Consider the following 8,808-nt stretch of genomic DNA (forward strand, 5'->3'; position numbering starts at 1 on the left):
GCCCCCCCCCCCCCCCCCCCCGCCGCCCCGGCGCGGGCGTTAACCCCCTTGGCAAAGGTCACCAGATCCGGCACCACGCCATCCTGCTCGAAGGCGAACCAGCTGCCGGTGCGGCCAAAGCCGGCCATCACCTCATCGAGGATCAGCACGATGCCAAACTCGTCGGCCAGGGCGCGCACGCCCTGCATATAGCCTGCCGGCGGCACGAGGATCCCGGCGGTGCCGGGGATGGACTCCAGCAGGATCGCCGCGATGGCCGTCGGCCCCTCGCATTCAATGATCCGCCGCAGATGCGCCAGCGCGCGCTGGCACTCCTCTTCCTCAGTCGCGGCGTTGAACTCGCTGCGGTAAAGGTAGGGGTTGAAGAAGTGAACGTGGCCGCGGGAGAACTCATTCGGCACCCGGCGCCAGTCGCCGGTAGCGGCGATCGCGCTGCCGGTGTTGCCATGATAGGAACGATAGGCCGACAGCACCTTGTCGCGCCCGGTATAGAGCCGCGCCATGCGAATCGCGTTCTCATTGGCATCCGCCCCGGCGTTAGTGAAGAACACCTTACTGAAGCCCGCCGGCGCCAGGTCGACGATGCGCTTCGCTGCTTCGCCGCGGGCAAGGTTGGCGGTGGCGGGCGCGATGGTGACCAGGTTTTCCAGCTGCGCCTTCATGGCCGCCAGTACCCGGGGGTGCTGATAGCCAATGTTGACGTTCACCAGCTGGCTGCTGAAATCGAGCCAGGTGTTCCCCTCATAATCCCATAGATCGCAGCCTTGCGCCCCGGCGATGACCAGCGGGTTGAGATTGCCCTGCATCGACCATGAATGAAACACATAGGCGCGATCTAATTGCCGAACTTCGTCATTGCTTACCGCGACCTCGTTGTGAATTGCCAGCTTCATACCCTGCCCTCTCTCATGTCGTAGTGGTTGGCTTCATCATTGGCCTTGGCCGCGCAAATCGGATAGAGCCAGTGCGCGCATAACGATGTGACACGGTGTCACATCCCCGCCCGTCGTCTGGCCCTGTGCCTTGTCGTCCGGCGTTTTTATAGTGAAGGGACAACCGCACAGGAGAATGAGATGGCAACGAGCAACGTAGTGTTTATCACCGGGGCGACCTCGGGTTTTGGCGAAGCGGCAGCGCAGGTGTTTGCCGACGCGGGCTGGTCGCTGGTGCTGAGCGGGCGCCGCTATCCGCGACTGAAGGCCTTGCAGGACAGACTCGCCGCCAGGGTGCCGGTGCATATTATTGAGCTTGACGTTCGTGACAGCGAGGCGGTGGCTGCCGCCGTGGCGTCGCTGCCCGCCGATTTCGCCGATATCACCACCCTGATCAACAACGCCGGGCTGGCGCTGTCGCCGCTGCCGGCGCAGGAGGTGGCGCTGGAGGACTGGAAAACGATGATCGACACCAACGTCACTGGTCTGGTGACGATGACCCACGCCCTGCTGCCGACGCTGATCCGCCATGGCGCCGGGGCGAGCATTATCAATATCGGCTCGATCGCCGGGCAGTGGCCCTATCCCGGCAGCCATGTGTATGGCGCCAGCAAGGCGTTTGTGAAGCAGTTCAGCTATAACCTGCGCTGCGATCTGCTTGGCACCGGCGTGCGGGTCACCGATCTGGCGCCGGGGATTGCCGAGACCGAATTTACCCTGGTGCGAACCAAAGGCGACCAGGCGGCATCGGATAAGCTCTATCGCGGCACCACGCCGCTGAGCGCGCGCGATATCGCCGAGCAGATGTTTTATATCGCCACGCTGCCGGCGCATATGAACATTAACCGGGTGGAGGTGATGCCGGTGCGTCAGGCGTGGCAGCCGTTCGCTATCGACCGGGATTAAGCGAAACCCGACGCATCCCCTGTCGGCGATACCGGCAGGGGATGCAGGCCGGACTAACGGCTGCTTTGCAGAAACTGCCTGACGCGTTCGGAGTCAGGCTGAGTGAAGAACTTCTCCGGCGGCGCCTTCTCAATCAGCAGTCCCTTCTCCAGAAACACCACCTCGTTGGACACCTGGCGGGCAAAATCCATCTCGTGGGTCACCACCACCATGGTGTAGCCCTCGGCGGCAAGGGCTTTCATTACCCCCAACACCTCATTAACCAGTTCCGGATCCAGCGCCGACGTCGGTTCATCGAAGAGAATAACTTCCGGCGACATCGCCAGCGAACGGGCGATCGCCACCCGCTGCTTCTGTCCGCCGGAGAGAGTGATCGGGTAGACATCGGCTTTGTGCGCCATGCCGACTTTCTCCAGCTGCTGCATGGCCATGGCCTTCGCCTCGTCTCGTTTCATGCCCTTAACGCGCAGCAGCGCCTCGCTGACGTTCTGCTGCACGGTCAGGTGCGGCCACAGGTTAAAACTTTGAAAGACCATCCCCACCCGCTCGCGGATTTTGGCCAGCTGGCGGTGCGACATCGCCCGGCCGCGCTGTTCATCAATCCCCAGCCGTTGACCGCCGATATGAATTTCACCGCGGTCCGGCTGTTCCAGCCAGTTCATACAGCGCAGCAGGGTGGATTTTCCCGACCCGGACGAGCCGAGAATACTCACCACGGTCCCCTTCTCCACCGTCAGGTTAATATCCCGCAGGACTTCCACATTATCGAACTGTTTGGAGACGTTTTTGACGCTTACGGCAATAGACTCAGGCATGGCTCATTCCTCTTTTGGCTCCCCAGGCGGTCAGGCGCTTAATCAGCAGCTCCAGTAGAATGCTGATCGCCCAGTAAAGCCCAATGGCGACGATAAAGGCGTTAAACGGAATAAAATAGGTCGCCTGGACGCTGTTGGCGGCGGCGGTGATCTCCTGAACGGTAATAATGCTCAGGAAAGCGGTGTCCTTCAGGCAAATAATCAGCTGATTGCCGATCAGCGGTAAGGCGGAAGAGACGATATTGGGTAAAATAATCCGCCGAAAAATGGCATAGCGAGAAAAGCCCTGAGCAATTGCCGCTTCAATATATCCGCCGGAAAATACCCGCCGCTGGCTGCGCAATATTTCAAAGAAATAGGCGCCATGATAAATAATCAGGGCCAGTAAACCGGCGGTCCACGGCTCCATGCTAATACCGAGCTGCGGCAGCCCGTAATACAGAAGATAAGCGAGGATCAAAAAAGGGATCGCGCGCATCAGGCTGACGAAACCAATAATAATCCGGTTAATCACTTTCTTTTGATATTCGCTAAAATAACACAGCGCAATACCGATAATCAGCGCCGCCAGGGCGGCGGTAATAAACAGTTCGAGGGTCGCGAATAACCCGGCAATAAAGCTATCGCGAACCGACCAGATAACGCCCCACTGATTCATAATGCCTCCCGTTCCTAGCGCGCCAGACGCCTGGCTTTACGTTCCGCGATACCCTGCAGCTTCAACAAACAGCCGATGATCACCACATACAGCAGGCCGGCGGCGAGGATCGGCGACAGCGGCTCGTAGGTGACCGAGGAGATACGGTTGGTGACCCGGGTGAGATCCACCACGCCAATCACGGCGATGGCCGGGCTACCTTTGATCAAAAAGGACATCTCATTGACCAGCGCCGGCAGGCTCTCGATCCACATCTGTGGCAGCATGATGTAGCGGAAGTAAGTCCAGCGGCGCATTCCCACCGACTCCGCCGCCTCCCGCTGTTCGCGCGGAAAGGTGCGGAAGGCATTGCGCCAGATTTCAGCGTTAAACGCCGACGTGTTAAGCGTCAGCGCCACAATGGCGGCCACGTTCTTGTCGAGGTTAATGCCCATCGTGGGCAGGGAAAGGAACAGAAATAGCACCAGCGTCACCAGCGGCGTCGCGCGGGCCAGACTGATATAGACCACCAGCAGCTGGTCGATCACCGGCAGGCGCAGCATCCGTACCAGGGCGATCAGCAGGCCAGCCACCACCCCGAAGGCGATAGCGATGGCCGAAATCCAGAGGGTCGTCCATGCGCCTTCGATTAATAACTGCCAGGAAATTGCATCCATGAGGCCCTCCTTCTCAACAACAGGCGGCGGTCGCCCGCCGCGGAATATTACAGTCCGGCGAGTTTGTGAAACTGTTCCGGGCTGGTGATCGCCTCGGTCGGCAGGTTGTCATAGGTTTCGCCAAACCATTTTTTCTGCAGCTCGGCGAGCTTGCCGGTCTCCTTCATGTGGTTCATAAACTTGGTCATATAGGCCAGCAGCTGCGGCGAGTTTTTCGGGATCGGCCACGCCATATAGCCCGGTCCGGAGACGGCCAGCCCTTTGGCGAAGACCTTCGGTTTGGCTTTCGCCAGGTCGTTTACCGAGATCACCACGTTAATCACGTAATCCAGTCGCTTATTCGCCAGGTCGGCGTAGGCTTCCGGATAGGAGGGATACTCCACCACCGGTCCCAGCTTGCCGCCGGTCTTCTCCAGCATCGCCTTCAGCTCCGGCAAACGCGCCAGCAGCGCGCTCCCGGCCTGTAACCCCACTTTTTTGCCGCTGAGATCGGCAATGGTATTTAGCGAGGTATCGCCAGCGCGTTTGACGAAATAGTGCTGCGCGGAGGCCCACGGTGGGGTGAAATCAAAGACCTTCAGCCGCTCATCGGTAATAACCGCCCCGGTTAAGGCCATATCGTATTGCCCGGTGGAGACAGCCGCTAATAATCCGGTCCACGGTAATATGCTCTGGTCGACATGGAATTTGGCGTACTTACGTAATTCCTCAAGCATATCTTTGTTAAAGCCATCGGCCTGGCCATTATTCATAAAGTTAAACGGCGCATAATCATCTTCCGTCGCCACTTTCAGGGTGCCGGATTTTTCTATTTCCGGAAGATCGGCCGCGACGGCGTGATAAGAAAAAGCGACCGTTAATACAGCGCTCAGACACATTGATGCCAATGATTTTTTCATTATTTCACCCCTGATGGATTGGCCAGACGGGTTCATTCCAGAACGCGAAAAGGTTTCTGCAAAATAGTGGCCGGGGACGTTCCAGTCCACGGCGGCTGAATACGTTTTTAATGTGGGAGCGTTTTTCAATTCCGTATAGAGCCAGATGGGCCGCATCGCTGTGTCAGATGGCGGCAGGGTGGTATGGAATTTGCTGAGTGTAACGGGTGGTCGCAATGCGTTATTGCCAGAGGAGCCCCGTATGATCCGTCACCTGTTACACGTTGATTTTCAGCCTGGCCGCGGTTTGCAGGAACAGGTGCGAGAGACGCTGGTGAATGCCATTCTCAGCGGGATCTTCGCCGCCGACACCCCGCTGCCCTCCTGTCGCCAGTTGGCCAGCCAGCTTCGCGTCTCGCGCAACACCACCGCGCTGGTGTTTGAAAGTCTGGTCAACGAGGGCTACCTGATTAGCCGCCCACGCAGCGGTTACTACCTGCATCCCGACTATCATGAAGCTTCGCCTGCCGCCGTCGAGAGTGCACCGCAGCGCGAAGCGGCTGCACCACGCTGGGGCGACCGGCTGCAGATGACCCCCAGCCAGCAGGAGTCGATCCTCAAACCGGCGGGCTGGATGCACTACCGCTACCCGTTTATCTACGGCCAGCCCGATACCCGGCAATTCCCGCTGGCCACCTGGCGCTCGGCGGCGAACTGGCTGCACGGCGGGGTGCGCGACCCGGCGTGGGTCATCGACCATATTGACCAGGATGTGCCGATGCTGATCGAGCAGATCCGCACCCGGGTGCTGCCCAAGCGCGGCATTGTCGCCGCGCCGGATGAAATTCTCATCACCCTTGGCTCGCAAAATGCCCTCTACCTGCTGACCCGACTGCTGCTCTCTTCCACCACCCGCATTGGCGTCGAAAACCCCTGCTTCCGCGAAGCCATCAACACCTTTCTGCTCGCCGACGCCGAGGTGGTGCCGCACCCGGTGGATGAAGAGGGGATCGTGCTTAATGAGCGTCCCTGCGATTACTACTATGTCACTCCAGGCCATCAGGTGCCCACCGGGGTGACCATGAGCAGTGCGCGGCGTCGCCAGTTGCTGGAGCATGCCGCCCGCCATGACGCGGTCATTATTGAAGATGATTATGACTCGGAGAGTAACTTTACCCTCAACCCGCTGCCGGCGCTGAAGGCCAGCGATCGCAGCGGCCGGGTGGTGTATGTCAGCAGCCTGTCAAAAGCGCTGTCACCGGGGCTGCGGTTGGGGTTTATGGTCGCCGACCCGGACCTGATCGACGAGGCGCGCGCCCTACGCCGGCTGGTCTATCGCCATCCGCCGACCAACATTCAGTACCAGATGGCCCACTTCCTTGCACAGGGCCATTATGAAACCCATCTGCGGCGCTACCACTATGACTCCGCCCAGCGCTGGGAGCGTCTGCACGCCGCCCTGCAGCGCTATCTGCCGTCGTGTCGCGCGCTGGCAGGGAGCGAACATGCTAACGCCTTCTGGCTGCAGACCCCGGCGCAGATCAACACCCAGCAGCTCACCTGGCGCGCCGCCCACGCCGGCGTGCTGATTGAGCCCGGGGCGCGCCATTTTCTCAGCGCCGCGCCGCCGGATAACTATTTTCGCATGGGATTCCACGCCATTAACCCTGACGCCATCGCCCAGGGGGTGGAGGTCCTGCGCGGCCAGCTGGAGCAGATGGGTTAGCGGTATTGTTCATACTCAACGGCGTCGCGCACGCTGAGCAGCGCCGGGCGCAGGCTGTCGAAAGGCACCGATCCGAGCGCAATGCGCAGCGCCTGCGGGATCGTGGCGGAGACGCAGAACGGCTCGGCGGTCGATACCGAAATGCGGCGTTCCATCAGCGCATTCGCCAGCCGATCGGCCCGGCTCTCTTCACCCAGCGGCAGCCAGACGAAGTACGAATCGGGATGACTGACGACGGGAAGCCCACAAAGCACCTCGCGGGCCACCTGCTGCCGCTGTCGCGCATCCTGGCGTTTCTGCGTTTCAAAGCGCGCCACCGTGCCATCTTCAATCCAGGCGCAGATCAGCGAACTTATCAGCGTCGGCGTATTCCACGTCGTGGCCCGGATGGCGCGCTCAATCTCCGGCCGATAGCGCGGCGGAGAAATCACCACCCCCACGCGCAGTCCGGTGGCGATATTTTTTGAAAATCCGGTGACATACACCGTTCTTTCCGGCGCATAGCTGACCACCGGCCGCGGCGGATGGCTCACCAGCCGGGCATAGGCGGCATCTTCAATAATCAGCAGATCGTGCTGGCGCGCGAGATCGGCCAGCGCCTGTCGCTGCCCGGTGTTGAGCACCCAGCCCAGCGGATTGTGCAGCGTCGGCATGGTATACACCGCCCGCACCCGCCGCTGCTGGCACAGCGTATGAAGCGCCCGCAGGTCCGGTCCCTCCGGCCGACAGGGGATCGCCGCCAGCTCCAGATGATACAGCGCCGCCAGAACTTTGAAGCCCGAATAGGTCAGGGCATCCACCGCCACCACATCCCCCGGACGTAACAGCCCCATGACGGTCACCGCCAGCCCGTGCTGTGCGCCGTTGACGATCAGGACATTTTCCGCGTCCGGCGCAAAGTGCTGGCAGGTCAAATGGCGGGCGATAATGTCCCGCTCGGCGAGCCGCCCTGCATGAGGCTGATAGCGCAGATGCGAGTCAATATCGCCCGCCATCGCCAGCTGCCTGAGCGCCTCGCGCAGCGCATCGCCCTGCTCCGGCAGCGAAGGGTAGTTGAAATTGAGATCCACAACATCGGCGGCGACCACCTGCTGATCGACCCCATGCCCCGGCGGCAGCGAGAGGTCGCGCACGAAGGTGCCGCGGCCGGTTTCGCCGCTGACCAGCCCCATCTCTTCCAGTTCACGGTAGACGCGCGTGGCGGTGGCCAGCGAGATGCGCTCCCCGGCGGCAAGGGTACGGTGCGTCGGCAGACGGCTGCCTGCGGGCAGCTGCCCGCTGCGGATCGCCTGCGCATATCGATCGACAACGGCTTTATATCGGGCTTTCATCGCGAAATGTATCTATGACAATAATTTGATTGTATTAGATTGGGCACATTACCATCGCCGCTGACGATGCTCAAGCGGGCGCAGCCCAATCAGATAACGCGAGGTTAACGTGGTAGATTCAACACTGGATAAATCGGCGCCCGGCCCCTGGTCCGGATGGCTTCATGGTTTACTGGGGGTGATCATTTTCAGCGGTTCGCTGCCCGCGACGCGGCTGGCGGTGCAGGATATGGATCCGTTGTTATTGACCTTTCTGCGCGCCTCTATCGCCGGGCTGCTTGCCATCGCGCTGCTGGTGGGCTTTCGCCAGAAACGCCCGCGCCTGGCGCAGCTTGTGTCCCTGATCATCGTCTCATCCGGGGTGGTGCTCGGCTTTCCGCTACTCACGGCGCTGGCCCTGCAGCGCATCACCTCGGCGCATTCGATTGTGTTTATTGGCCTGCTGCCGCTGATGACCGCCCTCTTCGGCGTACTGCGCGGCGGCGAACGCCCGCGGCGGGCTTTCTGGATCTTTTCGCTGCTGGGCAGCCTGCTGGTGGTGGGATTCGCCCTGACGCAAAATGCGGCGGCCTCACTCAGCGGCGATCTGCTGATGCTGGCGGCGGTTATCGTCTGCGGCCTCGGCTATGCGGAAGGGGCGAAGCTGACGCGGGAGCTCGGCGGCTGGCAGGTGATCTGCTGGGCGCTGGTGATTGCCCTGCCGTTGATGCTCCCCGCCTCGCTGCTGGTTCAGCCCGCCTCCTGGCATGCCATCTCGGCCTCCTCCTGGGTCGCGCTCGGCTATGTGTCGCTGTTCAGCATGCTGATCGGCTTCATCTTCTGGTACAAAGGGGGGGCCCGCGCGGGGGGGGGGGCGGGGCGCCGCCGCCACCCGGTACACAAGCGGCTCCGTGTCCGCAGTCTGTC

Annotated in this window: 9 protein-coding genes; 3 read left to right on the forward strand and 6 right to left on the reverse strand. The window is 61.1% G+C overall.

Features of this window, described 5'->3' with window-relative positions; translation table 11 throughout:
• The coding region (locus tag HMPREF9538_RS11045; protein WP_009485409.1) for an aminotransferase class III-fold pyridoxal phosphate-dependent enzyme at positions 1-893 on the reverse strand (893 nt) is incomplete at its 3' end.
• A gap of 180 nt (positions 894-1,073) precedes the next feature.
• On the opposite strand from HMPREF9538_RS11045, the gene HMPREF9538_RS11040 reads away from it, so the two are divergent.
• Positions 1,074-1,838: an SDR family NAD(P)-dependent oxidoreductase gene (locus tag HMPREF9538_RS11040; protein ID WP_009485410.1), complete on the forward strand. Its 765-nt coding sequence runs from the start codon at positions 1,074-1,076 to the stop codon at positions 1,836-1,838.
• A gap of 53 nt (positions 1,839-1,891) precedes the next feature.
• On the opposite strand, the gene HMPREF9538_RS11035 is transcribed toward HMPREF9538_RS11040, so the two are convergent.
• The 4 genes from HMPREF9538_RS11035 to HMPREF9538_RS11020 are packed head-to-tail and all read right to left on the reverse strand — an operon-like array spanning position 1,892 to position 4,866.
• On the reverse strand, positions 1,892-2,653 hold the full coding sequence (locus HMPREF9538_RS11035) for an amino acid ABC transporter ATP-binding protein (protein ID WP_004151676.1): 762 nt from the start codon (positions 2,651-2,653) through the stop codon (positions 1,892-1,894).
• Positions 2,646-3,311 (reverse strand): amino acid ABC transporter permease, encoded by a 666-nt coding sequence (locus tag HMPREF9538_RS11030; protein ID WP_002893189.1) that lies wholly within the window; start codon positions 3,309-3,311, stop codon positions 2,646-2,648. The genes HMPREF9538_RS11035 and HMPREF9538_RS11030 overlap by 8 nt, the downstream gene beginning before the upstream one ends.
• A 14-nt stretch (positions 3,312-3,325) precedes the next feature.
• Positions 3,326-3,967, reverse strand: coding sequence for an amino acid ABC transporter permease (locus HMPREF9538_RS11025; protein ID WP_004142522.1), 642 nt, complete (start codon positions 3,965-3,967; stop codon positions 3,326-3,328).
• Between the two features lie 47 nt (positions 3,968-4,014).
• Entirely contained in the window at positions 4,015-4,866 is an 852-nt protein-coding gene (locus HMPREF9538_RS11020) for a transporter substrate-binding domain-containing protein (protein ID WP_002893184.1), read from the reverse strand.
• Positions 4,867-5,107: 241 nt separating this feature from the next.
• On the opposite strand from HMPREF9538_RS11020, the gene HMPREF9538_RS11015 reads away from it, so the two are divergent.
• On the forward strand, positions 5,108-6,571 hold the full coding sequence (locus tag HMPREF9538_RS11015) for a PLP-dependent aminotransferase family protein (protein WP_004176948.1): 1,464 nt from the start codon (positions 5,108-5,110) through the stop codon (positions 6,569-6,571).
• Here the strand turns inward: HMPREF9538_RS11015 and HMPREF9538_RS11010 are convergent.
• A complete protein-coding gene (locus HMPREF9538_RS11010; protein WP_004223519.1) occupies positions 6,568-7,902 on the reverse strand; it encodes a PLP-dependent aminotransferase family protein in 1,335 nt (444 codons plus the stop codon). The two genes, HMPREF9538_RS11015 and HMPREF9538_RS11010, sit on opposite strands and share 4 nt — an antisense overlap.
• A 124-nt stretch (positions 7,903-8,026) precedes the next feature.
• Between HMPREF9538_RS11010 and HMPREF9538_RS11005 the strand changes: the two genes are divergently transcribed.
• Positions 8,027-8,808: DMT family transporter (locus HMPREF9538_RS11005; RefSeq protein ID WP_050541596.1), on the forward strand; the 782-nt coding region annotated here is incomplete at its 3' end.

It is taken from the genome of Klebsiella sp. MS 92-3, assembly GCF_000195655.1.
GTDB lineage: Bacteria > Pseudomonadota > Gammaproteobacteria > Enterobacterales > Enterobacteriaceae > Klebsiella > Klebsiella pneumoniae.

What these genes read in the sequence shown, in the direction of transcription:
- HMPREF9538_RS11040 (WP_009485410.1), top strand. Translation starts at nt 1,074, where the DNA reads ATGGCAACGAGCAACGTAGTGTTTATCACCGGGGCGACCTCGGGTTTT.
- HMPREF9538_RS11035 (WP_004151676.1), bottom strand. Translation starts at nt 2,653, where the DNA reads ATGCCTGAGTCTATTGCCGTAAGCGTCAAAAACGTCTCCAAACAGTTC.
- HMPREF9538_RS11030 (WP_002893189.1), bottom strand. Translation starts at nt 3,311, where the DNA reads ATGAATCAGTGGGGCGTTATCTGGTCGGTTCGCGATAGCTTTATTGCC.
- HMPREF9538_RS11025 (WP_004142522.1), bottom strand. Translation starts at nt 3,967, where the DNA reads ATGGATGCAATTTCCTGGCAGTTATTAATCGAAGGCGCATGGACGACC.
- HMPREF9538_RS11020 (WP_002893184.1), bottom strand. Translation starts at nt 4,866, where the DNA reads ATGAAAAAATCATTGGCATCAATGTGTCTGAGCGCTGTATTAACGGTC.
- HMPREF9538_RS11015 (WP_004176948.1), top strand. Translation starts at nt 5,108, where the DNA reads ATGATCCGTCACCTGTTACACGTTGATTTTCAGCCTGGCCGCGGTTTG.
- HMPREF9538_RS11010 (WP_004223519.1), bottom strand. Translation starts at nt 7,902, where the DNA reads ATGAAAGCCCGATATAAAGCCGTTGTCGATCGATATGCGCAGGCGATC.